This window comes from Sagittula stellata E-37 (assembly GCF_039724765.1).
GTDB classification, from domain to species: domain Bacteria; phylum Pseudomonadota; class Alphaproteobacteria; order Rhodobacterales; family Rhodobacteraceae; genus Sagittula; species Sagittula stellata.
The window spans coordinates 2,957,823-2,972,562 of record NZ_CP155729.1 but is presented as its reverse complement, the minus strand read 5'-3'; the positions used below and the strand labels follow the sequence as shown (position 1 = coordinate 2,972,562).

The window sequence follows — 14,740 nt, the reverse complement described above, 5'->3', positions numbered from 1 at the left end:
TCATGACCGGGGCTTTTCGTTTGGTGGCGTTTCTTCGTTGTTGCGAATGGACCAGCTGCGGAAGCGCTCAGGCCAGCATGGCCAGCGGGTTCTCGAGGTTTCCCTTGATCGCGGTCAGCAGTTCGGCACCGAGCGCGCCGTCGATCACGCGGTGATCCACGGACAGCGTGACCGACATGACGGTCGCCACGGCCAGCGCGCCGTCCGCGTTGACGACGGGTTTCTTCACCCCTGCGCCGACCGCGAGGATCGCGCCGTGCGGCGGGTTGATGACCGCATCGAAGTTCTCGATCCCGAACATGCCAAGGTTGGATATCGCGAAGCTGCCGCCCTGGTATTCGGACGGTGCGAGCTTCCGGTCGCGGGCACGGGCCGCGAGGTCCTTCATATCTGCCGACAGCGCCGACAGCGTCTTCTGGTGCGCATCGCGCAGGACTGGCGTGAACAACCCGCCCTCGATTGCGACGGCGACCGCCACGTCGGAAGGTGTCAATTGCAGGATGCGGTCGCCCGCCCAGACGGCATTCGCCTTCGGCACCTGCTGAAGGGCCATCGCACAGGCCTTGATGATGAAGTCGTTGACAGACAGCTTCACACCGCGCGGCGCGAGCTGTTCGTTCAGTTGCGCGCGGAAGGCCATCAGCGCATCCAGCGTGATGTCCCGGCGCAGGTAGAAATGCGGGATGGTCTGCTTGGCTTCGGTCAGGCGGGCGGCGATGGTGCGGCGCATGCCGTCCAGCGGCACCTCGGTATAGTCGCGGTCCGCGTAGAGCGCCGCGACCGAGGACGGATCGACCGGCGTCGGTGCGGCTTTGGCGGGCGCCACAGCGGGCGTGGCGGCAGCGGCTGCCGGTTTCGCCGCGGCGGGCTCGGCGGTCGCACTTTCCACGTCGGCCTTCACGATCCGTCCGCGCGGGCCGGAGCCAGTGATCCGCGATAGGTCCAAACCTTTCTGCGCGGCGATGCGCCGGGCGAGGGGAGAGGCGAAGATCCGTTCGCCGTCTGCACGTTCCGGCGCCGGCGGCGCGGCGTGGCTGTCGGTTTTGGGCGCTGCCGGTTCTTCTTCGGGGGTGGCGGGCGTCTCGGCTGTACTCTCTGCGGATGTGCCGATGTCCTCCGCCGTCTCGCCCTCTTCCAGAAGGACCGCGATCACGGTGCCGACTTTCACCTCCGCAGTGCCCTCGGCGACGACGATGCGACCGATCACGCCCTCGTCGACGGCCTCGAATTCCATGGTCGCCTTGTCGGTTTCGATTTCGGCCAGAACGTCGCCAGACGACACTGTGTCGCCTTCCTTCACCAGCCACTTGGCCAGTGTACCCTCTTCCATAGTGGGCGACAGTGCGGGCATCTGAATTTCCACGGGCATCGCTCAGGTCTCCGTTTCGAGGGTCATCTCGTCGAAGGGCGCTTGCGGCGTGCCTCCGTTGATGAGCGTCGTCAATGCGCCTTCCAGCTCGGTCTTCTGGGCCGCAGCCCATTCCATCGCACGCGCTTCCGTGACCGTACCCATCTCGCGTTCCAGTAGCGACTTGGGTGCGAGTGCCGTCACGGGCCCAAGCGACAGGTGCAGGCCGTGCGGGCCGAGCCCGAGGATTTCGATCTCATCCGCCATGGTTGTCCCCTCAGCGATAGGTGACTTGTTTGACGGCCTCGATCACCTCCGCGGTGGTGACCAGGGCCAGCTTTTCGAGGTTCGCGGCATAGGGCATGGGCACGTCCTTGCCGGTCAGGTTGATGACCGGCGCATCCAGCCAGTCGAACGCCTTCTGCATCAGGACCGCCGAGATGTGGTTGCCGATGGAGGCCACCGGGAACCCTTCTTCGATGGTCACGCAGCGGTTGGTCTTCCGGACCGAGGCGATGACCGTTTCTGTGTCCATGGGGCGCAGGGTGCGCAGGTCGATGACCTCTGCGCTGATGCCGTCCGCCGCCAGCTTTTCGGCCGCGTCCATGGCGTAGGTCATGCCGATCCCGAAGCTGACAAGCGTGACATCGGTGCCCTCGCGCCAGATCCGGGCCTTGCCGAAGGGCACGGTGAAATCGTCCATCACCGGCACGTCGAAGGACCGCCCGTAAAGGATCTCGTTCTCCAGGAACACCACCGGGTTCGGATCGCGGATCGCGCTTTTCAGCAGGCCTTTCGCGTCGGAGGCTGAGTAAGGCATGCAGACCTTCAGCCCGGGGATATGCGCGTACCACGCGGCGTAGTCCTGGCTGTGCTGCGCGCCGACACGGGCGGCGGCGCCGTTGGGGCCGCGGAAAACGATGGGACAGCCCATCTGCCCGCCCGACATGTAAAGCGTCTTGGCGGCAGAGTTGATGATCTGGTCGATGGCCTGCATGGCGAAATTGAAGGTCATGAACTCCACGATGGGCCGAAGACCGCCAAACGCCGCGCCTACACCGATCCCGGCAAAACCATGCTCGGTGATTGGCGTATCCATGACCCGCTTGGAGCCGAACTCGTCCAGCAAACCCTGGCTGATCTTGTAGGCACCCTGATATTCGGCCACCTCCTCGCCCATCAGAAAGACGTCGCCATCGCGGCGCATCTCTTCTGCCATGGCATCGCGCAGCGCCTCGCGGACGGTCTGCTGCTTCACCTTCGTCCCCTCTGGCCAGTCCGGTTCGGGCTTCTGACCGTCGGGCTCCGGACGGCTTTTCGCGGCGGCGGGTGCACTTTCCGACGTCAGCGTCTTGTCGACGGGGGCGGGTTGTTGCGCGGGGCCGGTGGCGGACGCGTCCTCGACGCTTTCGCCGTCTTCGACCAGCACAGCAATCGGCGTGTTGACGGCCACGCCCTGTGTGCCTTCGGTCACGAGGATCTTGCCGACGATCCCCTCGTCGACCGCCTCGAATTCCATCGTCGCCTTGTCGGTCTCGATCTCCGCGATCACGTCACCGCTACTGACGGTGTCGCCTTCCCTGACCAGCCATTTGGCCAGTGTGCCTTCCTCCATCGTCGGCGACAGCGCGGGCATCAGGATTTCGGTTGCCATGTCCGTGTCACTCCTGCTCTTGCGGCCGACAGGCGTGCATCAGCGCCCCCATCGACATGTTGGCGAAACCGACATCGTTCTCGGCGGTAGGGGTGAGGATCGTCAGGTGCACCTTTTCGGTCGGCATCTGGCCTTCGCAGCGTGTCTCGGTGCAGGTCATCTCGATGGCGTCCAGATAGGCCTTGCGGGTGTCGTTGTCCGGTCCGTCGAGCGTGATGTCGGCGCTCACATCGACCCCTTCCGAGAACGGCAGGATCAGGCTGGCCACGTCTGGCGCATAGACCGCTTCCTCGTAGCCGTTCATCGACAGGTCCCGCACATTGAAGGTGGTGACCGTCGTACGCACGGTTTCCGGGTCGAGCCGTTGGATCAGCGTCATCCGGTAAAGGCAGGTGTCGAGATGTTCGAACTTGGTGCGGAAAGGTGCGTCTTCCGCGCCCTGATTGAGGTAACGGAACAGGCTGACCGCCAGCGGCGCCTCCAGCGGCGGGCCTTCGATCACGATGGTCTCGCCGGTGTCCTTGTTGGTCACGGTGGTCTGCGCCAGCGCGGCGAGGGGCAGGGCGGACAGTGCCGCGGCAAAGACAAGCGCTCTCATGCCGCGCCCTCCTGTTTCTGCGGGATGGCTTCGGCATAGATATCGGTCCAGAGTTCGTCCAACGCCGGTTCCGGGCTCTCGCGTGAGAAATCCGCCGCCTCCGTGACGACCGCCTTGATCTCCTTGTCGATGGCCTTCAGGTCCTCTTCCGTCGCGTGTTTGCCCTGCAACAGCATCTCGCGGACGTGTTCAATCGGGTCGCGTTCCTCGCGCATTTTCTGGACTTCCTCGCGTGTTCGGTACTTGGCCGGATCGGACATGGAGTGACCGCGATAGCGGTATGTCTTCACCTCCAGGATGTACGGCCCCTTGCCGGAGCGACAGTGCTTTACAGCCTTGGCCCCCGCATCCCGGACCGCCGTCACATCCATTCCGTCGACGATCTCTCCGGGGATGCCGAAGGCCTCGCCGCGGGTGTGGAGGTCGGGGGTGGACGTCGACCGCGCCTGCGCCGTGCCCATGGCGTACTGGTTGTTCTCGATCACGAAGATCACCGGAAGCTTCCAGAGGGCCGCCATGTTGAAGGTCTCGTAGACCTGGCCCTGGTTCGCCGCGCCGTCACCGAAATAGGTGAAGGTCACGCGGTCGTTGCCCCGGTACTTGTCGGAGAATGCTAGGCCCGCGCCAAGTGGCACCTGCGCGCCGACAATGCCATGGCCGCCGTAGAAGTGCTTTTCACGGCTGAACATGTGCATGGAGCCGCCCTTACCCTTGGAATAGCCGCCCTCGCGACCAGTCAGTTCGGCCATGACACCCTTGGGGTCCATGCCGCAGGCCAGCATGTGGCCGTGGTCGCGGTACGAGGTGATCCGTTTGTCGCCTTCGTCGGCCGCGGCTTCCAGACCGACGACGACGGCCTCCTGGCCGATGTAGAGGTGACAGAAGCCGCCGATCAGGCCCATGCCGTAGAGCTGGCCCGCCTTCTCCTCGAACCGCCGGATGAGGAGCATGTCGCGATACCAGGACTTGAGTTCGTCAGCCGAGACATTTGGCTTTGCAGCCGCCTTGCGCGTGGCCATCGCTTCTCCTCCCCAGGAATAGTTTAACGTTAAACGGCATTGGGTAAGATCGTAGCGCGACGGGCCGGGGCCGTAAAGACTGCGCAACAATGTTTCGCGCGAATTACCGCTCAGGAAATCTTCAATAGCGCGCAACGGGATGCTGCCGTCGAACGTTTGCGGAAGAACGGCCCGGGCAGGGTGGTCCTGCAGGAGCGTTTATCAGGGATTGTTAACGATAGGGATTGTTCTCGATGGAAGACGATGACGACGCGCCGAAGCTGATCCGCACGGATTTCAGCGACGATACCTCTTGGGAGGCACTGCTCGAATCCGCGATGGCCGAGGGCGAGATGGGCTTTACCGCAACCTTCTCGCGCGTGGAAGACGAGGCATTCGATGGCGCCGATACGGAGGCCCTGTTTGAAGCGTTTCCGGATGATGCGGTGCTGTACGTCGCCGACGATCACGCAATGAGCGACCAAAGCTGGCCGATCCTTGTGGTGGACGCAGAGACCGGCGCCGAATTCCGGGTGCGGGCCAAGGACACCTGGGCCGTGGAAAACAACCTCAGCCTTGGCAACATGTCCTTCGATGAGGCGATGGACATGCTGGACGAGGACGGGGTGTTCGAACCGCCTGTCTAAGACCGATGAGGCGTATCAGTTCACGACGATTTCGTCCGAACGTACCAGACCCAGCACGTCGCGGGCTTGCTGATCCAGAAGATCGAGGTCGAGGAAGTCGTCGGACAACCGCCGCGTGAGGTTTTCCATCTGGAGGACCTCGGCCTGCACGGCGGCAAGTTCCTGTTCCAGCTTCTGGCCCTCCACAACGATTTCAGCGCGTCGAAACAGGCCGAAGTCGCCTTGCACGGCGGCAAAGGTGAAGTAGGCCGACAGGCTGAGGGTCACCGCGAAGAACACGGGGACGCCTAGGGAAGGGCGCGAACGGCGGGGTGTCATATCTCGGGTCTGCCTCGGACAACATCTCTCGGGGGATGCCTTGAAGGCCAATCTGTCATGCCGGCCGAATCAGTGGAAGTCACGCCTTCGTGGGTGAGCGAATCGCTCAAAAAGCGTTGCATTCCTGCACGGTGTGATCGCCCGCTGGCCCGCGCCACGCGTGAGGGTATTGTGCGATCATGCAAAGACCGCTGCTCCTCTGCCTACTGATTCTCCTCCTTGCCGGCTGCGCCGCGCGGGGTGTCATCACGCTTCTGCCACAGCTGGACGGGCAGGGGACCGATGTGCGGCGGGTGTTCATCGCCTCCAACCGTCTGAGCGGCTCCGATGACGCCAGCCAGTTCATCTTCGAACAGGACTTCGGCGACGTGCGCGACCCGAACATGCGGTACGGGTCCATCCTCGTTTCGATCCCGCCTGGGCACAGGGAAGGGCAGATCGAATGGCCCGGGGCCGAGGTCCCCGATCCGCAACGCCATTTCGTGGCCTCCGATCAGCGCACCTATGCCGACGCGCGGACCTTCCTCGACGCGCTCGACGCCAGCGACCGCGAGCCGCGCGAAGTCGTGGTGTTCGTCCATGGCTACAATGTGAACAACGCCGAGGCGGTCTATCGTCTGGCGCAGATCGCAAAGGACTTCGACGCGAAGGTGCCGGCGATCGCGTTTTCGTGGCCATCTGCCGGAAACCCGCGCGGATACGTCTACGATCGGGACAGCGTCATGTTCTCTCGCGACGATCTCGAGTCGCTGCTGACGGCCCTGACCGGGCCGGGCGGGCGGCGGGTTCTGCTGGTGGCGCATTCGATGGGCAGTCAGCTGGTGATGGAGACGCTGCGGCAGATGTCGATTTCGGGCAACCGGCGGGCGCTGGCCGGAATCTCCGGCGTGGCGCTCATCAGCCCGGACATCGACGAGGATGTCTTTGTCCAACAGGCCCGGCGCATCACACCCTTTCCGGAGCCGTTCACGCTGATGGTGTCGACCCGCGACCGCGCGCTGGACCTGTCGGCCTTCCTGACGGGCAAACCCGCCCGCCTTGGATCGATCACCGATCCGTCACGGCTGGGGGCCCTGCCGGTGCAGGTGGTCGATCTGTCCGATATCGAAGGCGGCGAAAGGGGCGGCCATTCCACGGCCTTTACCGCCCCTGCGGCGATCCGGCTCCTGCGGGATCTGGCAACGGGCGCCTCCGAACTGATCGAAGGCGCCTTCTGACCGGTTCAGGCTTCGGTCTTATCTTCTTCGTCTTGCTGGTCCAGTGCCGCCACGCCGGGCAGGGTCTTGCCTTCCATCCACTCGAGGAACGCGCCGCCAGCCGTTGAAATGTAAGAGAAATCCGATGCGACACCGGCCTTGTTCAGCGCCGCGACCGTGTCGCCGCCACCGGCGACGGACACAAGCTGTCCCACTTCGGAACGCGCTGCCGCATGACGGGCCGCCGCATTTGTCGCCGCGTCGAAGGGCGCGATTTCGAAGGCCCCCAGCGGACCGTTCCAGATCAGGGTGTTCGCCCGGTCGATGGCCTGCTTGATGTGCGCCACGCTGTCGGGTCCCGCGTCGAGGATCATCGCGTCGGCGGGGCATTCCTCTGTCTTGACCACCTCGCTCTCGGCGCCTTCCTTGAACTCTCGGGCCACCACGACGTCGCGCGGCAGCAGAAGTTCACAGCCGGTCTCTACGGCCTTTTCGGCAATCGCCTTGGCGGTCCCGGTCATGTCGTGCTCGCACAGCGACTTGCCAACGTCGATGCCCTGCGCGGCGAGGAAGGTGTTCGCCATGCCGCCGCCGATCACCAGCATGTCGACCTTTTCGACGAGGTTCGACAGGAGGTCCAGCTTGGTTGACACCTTCGCGCCGCCAACCACCGCCAGAACCGGGCGTTCCGGCGTGCTCAGTGCCGATTCCAGCGCCTGCAGTTCGCCCTGCATCAGGCGACCGGCGCAGGAGGGCAGAAGGTGCGCCACCCCTTCGGTCGAAGCATGGGCGCGATGCGCGGCCGAGAAGGCATCGTTGCAGTACACGTCGCCCAGTTCCGCCATCTGCGCGGCAAGCTCCGGGTCGTTCTTTTCCTCACCCTTGTGGAAACGGGTGTTCTCCAGCAGCGCCACCTGGTTCTCGCCCAGCGTGTCGATGACCGCCTGGGCCACCGGGCCCACGCAATCGGCCGCGAACACGACCTCGACGCCCAGAACCTGCTCCATCGCGGGGATCAGCATCTGCAGGCTCATGTCGTCGCGGCGCTCGCCCTTGGGGCGACCGAAGTGTGCCAGAAGCACCGGTTTGCCTCCGCGCGCCAGGATGTCCTGGATCGTCGCGCAGATGCGGTCGATGCGGGTGGTGTCCGTCACCTTGCCGTCTTCGACGGGGACGTTGATGTCCACCCGGGTCAGCACCCGTTTGCCGTCCAGATCCATGTCGTCGAGGGTCTTCCAGGCCATGTCGCTCTCCCAGTCCCAGTCCCGTTCTCAATCGATACCCGTGTTGCCCTCTGACGGGCGCGCCGTCAACGGCTGCTTGGCTTTGTGCGCGGTGTGGCATAAACCACCAGCCAGAATGGACTGAGGAGTGGAACACATGGCCGAGATCAAGGATCCGGAGAACACCATCCTGATGGAACTGAAGGGCGGCACGGTCGTGATCGCGCTTATGCCGGACGTTGCGCCCAAGCACGTTGAGCGGATGAAAGAGCTGGCGCGCGCCGGCGCTTATGACAACGTGTGCTTTCACCGTGTCATCGACGGTTTCATGGCGCAGACCGGCGACGTCGCCAACGGCAACATGGAAAAGGACTTCAACCTGCGCCGCGCTGGTACGGGCGGGTCGGAGCTTCCGGATCTGCCGGCAGAATTCTCGCGCATCCCGCACGCCCGCGGGTCGCTGGGGGCGGCACGGTCGCAGAACCCGAACTCCGCCAATGCGCAGTTTTTCATCAACTTCAAAGACAACGACTTCCTGAATGGGCAGTATACGGTCTATGGGCAGGTGATCGAAGGCATGGAGCATGTCGATGCCATCACCCGTGGCGAGCCGCCCGCGAACCCGGACCGCATGATCTCTGTCAAGGTGGCCGCCGATGTTGCGTAACCTGACCGCCGCACTGGCGATCATGGCGTCCCCGGCGCTTGCCACCGGTCTCCAGATCGAGGTCGCGGGCGAGGACGGACCGAAGGGCACCGTGACCATCGACCTGTTCGAGGATGTGGCTCCGGGCCATGTGGAGCAGATCACGGCACTGGCCGAAGAAGGGGCCTATGACGGCGTCGTCTTCCACCGGGTGATCGATGGTTTCATGGCGCAGACCGGCGACGTCACGTTCGGCAACATGGAGAAGGATGGCTTCGACATGCGCCGGGCCGGCACCGGCGGGTCCGAGCGTCCCGACCTGAAGGCGGAGTTCTCCGATCTGCCGTTCGACCGTGGCGTCGTTGGCATGGCGCGGTCACAGTCGCCGGACAGCGGCAACTCCCAGTTCTTCATCATGTTCGAGCCGGGGCCGTTCCTGAACGGCCAGTACACGGTGGTCGGCGAGGTGACGGACGGCATGGACGTGGTCGATTCGATCAAGCGCGGGCATCCGCGCAGCGGTGCCGTGGACGGCGAGCCCGATCACATGGTGAAGGTCACCGTGACAGAGTGACGATGCTCGGGGGCGCTTCGGCGCCCCTTTTGCTGTCCGCCTGCCGGGCCGGTCCCACGCGATGCAGCACAGCGGACTGGACAGCCGGCCCCGGAGTCCGGACAATCGGACCAAAGAGGGGGATTTGCCATGCGCCGCGTCTTCGGTCTGTGCCTGCTGCTCTGGTCCGTGATGGCCACCGGCGCCACCGCCGATCCGTCGTTCTGGAAACACGAATGGCCCGACACCGATTTCTCCAACACCAGTGTCGCAAACTGGGTGGAGATCGTCTCGGGCGGCCCTCCGAAGGACGGCATCCCGGCGCTCTCCGATCCGCAATTCGTCGAGGTCGGCCAGAAGGAGGGCATCGCGCCCACGGAGCCGGTCATCACGGTGGAGATCGACGGCGAACGCCCGCGGGCCTATCCGATCCGCTACCTGACGTGGCATGAGATCGTCAACGACAGCATCGGTGATGTGCCGGTCGCGGTGACATTCTGCCCGCTGTGCAATTCCGCCCTGACTTTCGACCGGCGCGTGGATGGCCGGGTTCTGACCTTCGGCGTCTCTGGCAAACTGCGCAACTCGGACATGATCATGTACGACCGCGAGACGCAAAGCTGGTGGCAGCAGGCGGTGGGCATGGGCATCGTTGGGGACATGACCGGCACGCGGCTGAAATCCCTGGCCTCGTGGATGGAGAGTTTCGCGGCTTTCAAGGACCGCAACCCGAACGGGCTGGTAATGGCGGAACCGGAGTGGCAACGGCCCTACGGCCGCAATCCCTATCGTAACTACGACAGCTCGAAACGGCCTTTCCTGTATTCCGGCGAGATGCCTCCGCACGGCATACCGCCCCTGATGCGGGTGATCCGCGTCGGCGACAGGGCCTGGCCCATGGACCGGCTTGCCCGCGAAGGAGACGTGACTGAGGACGGCGTGCGCATCCTTTGGCAGTCGGGCGTGAACTCTGCGCTCGATTCCGAGCGGATCGCGGACGGGCGGGACGTGGGGGCGGTGCGCGTTACGGATGCGGCAGGCCGGGACTTGCCGCACGACGTGATGTTCGCCTTCGCATTCCACGCCTTCTGGCCAAACGGGCGCTGGATGCTTGGCGGCACCTGACGATCCGGTTCAGGAACACAGCGCCAGCGGCAGGACTCGCGCCACGGGCGCAAGGCAGGGTAGATGGACCCACGTGCCGCCCAGACAATGGGCGTCCGCGCCGAGCCCCAGTTTGAAATGCGTAAGCCCCGGCGCGTCCTGCGCGTTCAGAATGCCGAGATCCAGCATGTCATGCCCGCGCCGCCAGCAATCGGTCACTGCCTCCCAGAGAACGAGGTTCATGGCATTCAGGCGGCGTCCCTCCTCCGTGATGTGCCCGATCTGCCATGTGGTCATGCGCCCGTGCCGCAGGATCAGCGCGGCGGCAACCGGTCGGTCTTGGTGCAGCGCCTCGTAAACGATGGCTTCCCCGGGGTTGGCGGCAGCGTAGATCGCGCAGAAGGCGGGCGGCAGACCCTTGTAGCCCTTAGTCTTCGCATGTCTTGTCTCGGCGCTGAGGAGCCAATGATCCGGCGTCAGCTCCTGCTGGCGCACCGCCATGTCCATCTGCTGTGCGCGGTTGAGGCGATTGCGCCACTTTTGTTTCAGGTTGGCACGTTGGGCTGGAGGCGGGGCAAGCGGCAGCAGCGCAACGGTCGCCGGCGTCATCAATGGCCAGAAACCGCCGTCGCGCAGGGCGCTTGCCGGGATGCCGTCGGCGTTCAGCAGAAAGGGGCGTCCGTCGTGCCAGTGCGGCCAGCGTGTGACCCAGTCGCAGAGATCGCCCGGATTCTCCGCCACCGGGCCGCGCGACACGAGATCGACCCGACCGAACGGCCGGATGACCCGGGACTGCACCTGCCAGAGCAGGCGCACGTCCCCCCTGGACTCGCGTTTGCAGAGCCGGGTCGGTACACCCATGCGCGCGCAGGCCCGCGCGAATTGTGGGGTTTGGGGGAGGGGGAGCCGCAGCATGGCGGCATTAACGGGATCAAAACTTTCGATTGGCTTAATGGCCGGATGAACAGACACCCTTTGCGCCGTACGGCGCCCCGATCCGAATCGATTGCGCTGTCCCGTCCTCGTCCGACTGCAGGGGCGGCCCTGCTGGTGGCTTGCGTCCTGTCGGTGCCCTTCCTGTTGTTAAGCGTCGTGCAGGCGGTGTTCTGAAAACGTCCGGACGTCTGCCCGGCTGGCGGTGTCGTAAGTGTGGCGGCGATGGGAGCGGACGGACCCCGCGCGGTCGGACGATGCGCAGCAGAACTGCGACGCGCGGGCCAGCGCCATGCATCCAGTCGTGCCTGTGTCCGAGACTTGTCCGCGCGATCCGTCTCGTGCCGCTAGGCGAAATGTCGTGCCGGATCGCGCTGGACCGCCCGGCTGAAGCTGCACACTGCGCCAAACCCGATGGCCCAACGTCTGCGACTTGCAATGGCGCCGCGAAACGTGCCGACAAGACCGGTCAGGTCTCGCGCCTAGAGAGCCCCTATGCGGCGGAGCCGGGCGTCAAAAAGCACGCTTTCCGGACGCGGGGCGGGTCCACGCGTCCGGAGGGGCTTGGAACCGCGGGGATCAGTCGGACAGCTTGATCAAGGCGTGCCGCTTCTTGCCTGCGCTGAGCTTGATCGGTGAGGCCAGCGCCCCACGGTCCAGCATCAGGCCCGCGTCGGTCAGCGGTGCATCGTCCAAACGCGCGCCGTTCTCGGCGATCAGGCGCTTGGCCTCCTTGCCGGACTTCACCAACCCGGACCGGACGATAAGCTGAATGACCGAGATGCCGTCGCCGACTTCCTCGGATGTCAGCTCAAGCGTGGGAAGATCGTCACCAACGCCGCCCTTCTCGAAGACTTCGCGCGCTGTGGCCTCTGCCGCGGCGGCGGCCTCGGAACCGTGGCACAGCGTCGTGACCTCGTTGGCCAGAACGATCTTCGCCTCGTTGATTTCCGACCCGGCAAGGGCGCCAAGACGCGCGCATTCCTCAAGCGGCAGTTCGGTGTAGAGCTTCAGGAACCGACCCACATCGGCGTCCGTCGTGTTCCGCCAGAACTGCCAGAACTCGTAGGGCGAGAGCATGTCGGCATTCAGCCACATGGCGCCGCCCTGGCTCTTGCCCATCTTCTTGCCGTCCGACGTGGTCAGCAGCGGCGAGGTCAGGCCGTAGATCTCGTGATCCAGCACCCGGCGCGTCAGGTCGATACCGTTGACGATGTTGCCCCATTGGTCGGAGCCGCCCATCTGCAACAGGCAGCCGTAGCGCCGGTTCAGTTCGAGGAAGTCGTAGGCCTGCAGGATCATGTAGTTGAATTCGAGGAACGACAGGGACTGTTCCCGATCCAGCCGCGACTTCACACTTTCGAACGACAGCATCCGGTTGACCGAGAAGTGCCGCCCGATGTCCCGCAGGAAGTCGAGGTAGTTCAGGTCGTCCAGCCATTCCGCATTGTTCAGCATCAGGGCGACATTATCCGGCCCTACCGCTTCGCTGCTTGAAGGCATGGTGGGCGCGTCGCCGTAGGAGAGGTACTTGGCAAAGACCTGCTTCATCCCTGCGATGTTGGCGTCGATCTGCTCGGGGCCCAGCAGCGGGCGCTCGTCCGAGCGGAAGGAGGGATCGCCAACCTTCGTCGTCCCGCCGCCCATCAGCGTGATCGGCCGGTGGCCGGTTTTCTGCAGCCAGCGCAGCATCATGATGTTGAGCAGATGGCCCACGTGCAGCGACTGCGCCGTGGCGTCGTAGCCGATATAGGCGGTCACCACCCCGTGCGACAGCTTGTCGTCGAGCGCCTGGTAATCGGTACAGTCGGCAAGGTAGCCGCGCTCCATCATGACGCGCATGAAATCCGATTTGGGATGGTAGGTCATGGCAGGCCTTCTGTATATTGTCCGCGGTCCGTATAAGGGCGGCGGGGCGTGAGGAAAAGACCATGATGAGAACCGGACCGGTCAAAGCGTTGGGGGCGATGTCGGGAACGTCTCTGGACGGCGTCGATGCGGCCGTCGTGGTGACCGACGGGGTGACGATCCTCGAATTCGGCGACAGCGCCTATCGCCCCTATTCCGAGGCAGAGCAGGCGGTCCTGCGCGCGGCTCTGGGCAAGTGGCCCGGGGCGGATCTGGCGGCGGCGTCTGAGATCGTGCTTGGCGCGCACCGTGAGGTTCTGTCGCGGTTCGAGGGGATCGACGTGGTGGGCTTCCACGGCCAGACTCTGGCGCATGAGCCGCGCGGACGGGGCACGCATCAGTTGGGCGACGGCGCGGCGCTTGCCGATGCCCTGGGTGTGCCGGTGGTCTGGGACTTCCGGTCCGCCGATGTGGCGCTGGGGGGCGAGGGCGCGCCGCTGGCGCCGTTCTTCCACTGGGCCTGCGCCAAGTGGATCGGGGCGGACAAACCCTTGTGTTTCCTCAACCTTGGCGGCGTGGGCAACCTGACGTGGGTCGATCCCGCTGCCGCAAAGCCCGAGGCGCCCGGCGCGCTGTTGGCGTTCGACACCGGGCCGGCCAATGCGCCGCTGAACGACCTGATGACGCAACGGCGCGGGCTGGCCTACGACGAAGGCGGCGCGCTGGCGCAGCAGGGCCGGGTGGAAGAGGGCGCGCTGGAGCTATTTCTCGATGAAGGTTTCTTCCGAAGAATGCCTCCGAAATCGTTGGATCGGGACGATTTTTCCGTGATGCTGGATCTGGTTCGGGAACTCGGCGACGCCGATGCCGCCGCGACGATGACCGGCATGGCGGCGACCGCGGTGATGGTCGGGATGGAGCATTGTCCTTCGCCGCCGGACAGGGTTCTGGTGACGGGGGGCGGCCGCAAGAACCCGGTGATGATGGAGATGCTGCGCGCCGGGCTGGATTGTCCGGTGGCGCCGGTAGAGGACGTGGGCCTCGACGGCGACATGCTGGAGGCGCAGGCCTTCGCATGGCTGGCAGTGCGGGTGGCGCGCGGCCTCCCGACCTCGGCGCCCGGCACGACCGGGGTGGCGACGCCCGTGGGCGGTGGCCAACTCTCGCGCCCCGAGAGACGTTCCGAAAGCGTGGCCTGAGCGGTGTTGCGCAGCGTGCGCCCTGTTGCGTGAACGGGCGTTCAGTTAAGCCTGCGACCGTTGCGGGAAGGCACCGTGCGCCGTTAACGCATGCCCCGCATGTGGGGGCGGGGGCGCCGTGCGCCACAAGGCGTTTACCGGATATTCATGTTTAACCATAAGCCGTTACCCCCGAACCGGCCGTTCAGGGGTGCCGTTCCGGCCGGATTGCCGTTTTGGAATGCATGATTTCTGAACAAACCATTGATGTTGTGGAAAACCCTGTCGGGCGGCATGCAACAGCACGTCATCCGGGCGTTTTCAGCATTGTCATTTGTGGTCCCGTGGCCTTATGTTATCAGGCAGGCTTTCGCGCAGTTGCGCAAGGCCGGACAGTTTCGCTGCATCGGGAGTTGCGACAGACGCGCCGGATGCAGACCGATTGGGCCCGAGGGGCGCTGGCGGGGATACCCGTGGCATGCCGGAGGCCGATGAA

The 14,740-nt window shown here is 64.8% G+C and carries 15 protein-coding genes; 6 read left to right on the top strand and 9 right to left on the bottom strand.

The genetic code is table 11. The annotated features are described in order from the left end of the window. Positions 1-67: 67 nt before the first annotated feature. The 5 genes from ABFK29_RS14065 to pdhA are packed head-to-tail and all read right to left on the bottom strand — an operon-like array spanning position 68 to position 4,619. On the bottom strand, positions 68-1,369 hold the full coding sequence (locus ABFK29_RS14065; RefSeq protein ID WP_005855922.1) for a pyruvate dehydrogenase complex dihydrolipoamide acetyltransferase: 1,302 nt from the start codon (positions 1,367-1,369) through the stop codon (positions 68-70). 3 nt (positions 1,370-1,372) lie between these two features. After that, a complete protein-coding gene (locus tag ABFK29_RS14060) occupies positions 1,373-1,615 on the bottom strand; it encodes a hypothetical protein (RefSeq protein WP_005855920.1) in 243 nt (80 codons plus the stop codon). Positions 1,616-1,625: 10 nt separating this feature from the next. Beyond that, the gene (locus tag ABFK29_RS14055) at positions 1,626-3,002 is read right to left on the bottom strand and encodes a pyruvate dehydrogenase complex E1 component subunit beta (RefSeq protein ID WP_005855918.1); all 1,377 of its coding nucleotides are present in this window, start codon (positions 3,000-3,002) and stop codon (positions 1,626-1,628) included. Between the two features lie 7 nt (positions 3,003-3,009). Next, a complete protein-coding gene (locus tag ABFK29_RS14050) occupies positions 3,010-3,600 on the bottom strand; it encodes a hypothetical protein (RefSeq protein ID WP_005855916.1) in 591 nt (196 codons plus the stop codon). Further along, entirely contained in the window at positions 3,597-4,619 is a 1,023-nt protein-coding gene (gene pdhA, locus ABFK29_RS14045; RefSeq protein WP_005855914.1) for a pyruvate dehydrogenase (acetyl-transferring) E1 component subunit alpha, read from the bottom strand. Before pdhA ends, ABFK29_RS14050 begins: the two co-directional genes overlap by 4 nt. A gap of 233 nt (positions 4,620-4,852) precedes the next feature. Between pdhA and ABFK29_RS14040 the strand changes: the two genes are divergently transcribed. Then, positions 4,853-5,245 (top strand): DUF6924 domain-containing protein, encoded by a 393-nt coding sequence (locus ABFK29_RS14040; protein ID WP_005855912.1) that lies wholly within the window; start codon positions 4,853-4,855, stop codon positions 5,243-5,245. A gap of 15 nt (positions 5,246-5,260) precedes the next feature. On the opposite strand, the gene ABFK29_RS14035 is transcribed toward ABFK29_RS14040, so the two are convergent. Continuing rightward, positions 5,261-5,563 carry an FtsB family cell division protein gene (locus ABFK29_RS14035; RefSeq protein WP_040604165.1) on the bottom strand — a complete coding sequence of 101 codons (303 nt, stop codon included), beginning with the start codon at positions 5,561-5,563 and terminating at the stop codon, positions 5,261-5,263. A gap of 179 nt (positions 5,564-5,742) precedes the next feature. On the opposite strand from ABFK29_RS14035, the gene ABFK29_RS14030 reads away from it, so the two are divergent. Then, positions 5,743-6,780: an alpha/beta hydrolase gene (locus tag ABFK29_RS14030; RefSeq protein WP_005855908.1), complete on the top strand. Its 1,038-nt coding sequence runs from the start codon at positions 5,743-5,745 to the stop codon at positions 6,778-6,780. Between the two features lie 5 nt (positions 6,781-6,785). Here ABFK29_RS14030 and ABFK29_RS14025 read toward each other — a convergent pair whose 3' ends face one another. Further along, positions 6,786-8,003, bottom strand: a complete 1,218-nt coding sequence (locus ABFK29_RS14025) for a phosphoglycerate kinase (RefSeq protein ID WP_005855906.1) — start codon at positions 8,001-8,003, stop codon at positions 6,786-6,788. A gap of 136 nt (positions 8,004-8,139) precedes the next feature. Here ABFK29_RS14025 and ABFK29_RS14020 point away from each other — a divergent pair, with 136 nt between their 5' ends. The 3 genes from ABFK29_RS14020 to ABFK29_RS14010 all read left to right on the top strand — a co-directional run bounded on the left by ABFK29_RS14020 (position 8,140) and on the right by ABFK29_RS14010 (position 10,306). After that, positions 8,140-8,649, top strand: coding sequence for a peptidylprolyl isomerase (locus ABFK29_RS14020; protein ID WP_040604164.1), 510 nt, complete (start codon positions 8,140-8,142; stop codon positions 8,647-8,649). Then, positions 8,639-9,202: a peptidylprolyl isomerase gene (locus ABFK29_RS14015; protein ID WP_005855902.1), complete on the top strand. Its 564-nt coding sequence runs from the start codon at positions 8,639-8,641 to the stop codon at positions 9,200-9,202. Before ABFK29_RS14020 ends, ABFK29_RS14015 begins: the two co-directional genes overlap by 11 nt. Before the next feature lie 129 nt (positions 9,203-9,331). Continuing rightward, complete coding sequence (locus tag ABFK29_RS14010) at positions 9,332-10,306, top strand: DUF3179 domain-containing protein (protein WP_005855900.1); 975 nt, start codon at positions 9,332-9,334, stop codon at positions 10,304-10,306. A gap of 9 nt (positions 10,307-10,315) precedes the next feature. On the opposite strand, the gene ABFK29_RS14005 is transcribed toward ABFK29_RS14010, so the two are convergent. Both ABFK29_RS14005 and tyrS read right to left on the bottom strand, forming a co-directional pair. Then, the gene (locus ABFK29_RS14005; protein ID WP_005855898.1) at positions 10,316-11,146 is read right to left on the bottom strand and encodes a GNAT family N-acetyltransferase; all 831 of its coding nucleotides are present in this window, start codon (positions 11,144-11,146) and stop codon (positions 10,316-10,318) included. Between the two features lie 651 nt (positions 11,147-11,797). Further along, the gene (tyrS, locus tag ABFK29_RS14000) at positions 11,798-13,087 is read right to left on the bottom strand and encodes a tyrosine--tRNA ligase (protein WP_005855896.1); all 1,290 of its coding nucleotides are present in this window, start codon (positions 13,085-13,087) and stop codon (positions 11,798-11,800) included. A gap of 62 nt (positions 13,088-13,149) precedes the next feature. On the opposite strand from tyrS, the gene ABFK29_RS13995 reads away from it, so the two are divergent. Continuing rightward, entirely contained in the window at positions 13,150-14,265 is a 1,116-nt protein-coding gene (locus ABFK29_RS13995) for an anhydro-N-acetylmuramic acid kinase (protein ID WP_005855894.1), read from the top strand. Positions 14,266-14,740 lie beyond the last annotated feature (475 nt).